The organism is Azospirillum himalayense (assembly GCF_042657465.1).
GTDB lineage: Bacteria > Pseudomonadota > Alphaproteobacteria > Azospirillales > Azospirillaceae > Azospirillum > Azospirillum himalayense.
Window position 1 is genome coordinate 1 of sequence record NZ_JBHSLC010000109.1, and the last position, 1,068, is coordinate 1,068.

The 1,068-nt window shown below is 71.4% G+C and carries 1 protein-coding gene; it reads right to left on the reverse strand.

Annotated features, from left to right (window positions below; translation table 11 throughout):
- On the reverse strand, positions 1–1,068 hold a 1,068-nt coding region (locus ACFPMG_RS28760; protein ID WP_376998719.1), incomplete at both ends, for an Ig-like domain-containing protein.

A 1,068-nucleotide genomic window follows, 5' to 3' on the forward strand; every position in this document is an offset into this window, starting at 1 on the left:
TGGTGTAGGTCGCCCCACCCACCGTGACGGTGACGGTGCTGTCGGCCTCCGCCGTGCCGGTCAGGATCGGCGTGGCGCTGTTGCTCAGCGCGGCGCTGGTCACCGTCGGGGCGTCGGGCAGCGTGGTGTCGATGGTCAGCGTCTGCGTGCCGGCCGAGGAGGTGTTGCCCGCCGCGTCGGTCGCCGTTGCCGAGACGGTGTTGCTGCCGTTGGGGTCGAGGTTGAGCGACCCGGAGGCCGGCGTCGCCGTGGCGAGGTTGATCGACCAAGTCCCGCCCGTGGCGGTGGTGGTGTAGGTCGCCCCGCCCACCGTGACGGTCACCGTGCTGTCGGCTTCCGCCGTGCCGGTGAGGATCGGCGTCGTGCTGTTGCTCAGCACGGCGCTGGTCACCGTCGGGGCGTTGGGCGCGGTGGTGTCGATGGTCAGCGTCTGGGTGCCGGCCGAGGAGGTGTTGCCCGCCGCGTCGGTCGCCGTCGCCGAAACGCTGTTGGTGCCGTTGGCGTTCAGATTGAGCGAGCCGGAGGCCGGCGTCGCCGTGGCGAGATTGAGGCTCCAGGTCCCGTCGGTCGCCGTCGTGGTGTAGGTGGCGCCACCCACGCTGACGGTCACCGTGCTGCCCGCTTCCGCCGTGCCGGTCAGGGTCGGCGTCGTGCTGTCACTCAGCGTCGTGGTGACCGTCGGGGCGTTGGGCGCGGTGGTGTCGATGGTCAGCGTCTGGGTGCCGGCCGAGGAGGTGTTGCCCGCCGCGTCGGTCGCCGTGGCCGAGACGGTGTTGGTCCCGTTGGCGTCGAGGCTCAGCGAACCGGCGGTCGGCGTCGCCGTGGCGAGGTTGATCGACCAGGTCCCGTTGGTCGCCGTCGTGGTGTAGGTCGCCCCGCCCACCGTGACGGTCACCGTGCTGTCGGCTTCCGCCGTGCCGGTGAGGATCGGCGTCGTGCTGTTGTTCAGCGTGGCGCTGGTCACCGTCGGAGCGTTGGGCGCGGTGGTGTCGATGGTCAGCGACTGCGTCCCCGCCGAGGAGACGTTACCGGCGGCATCGGTCGCCGTCGCCGAAACGCTGTTGGTGC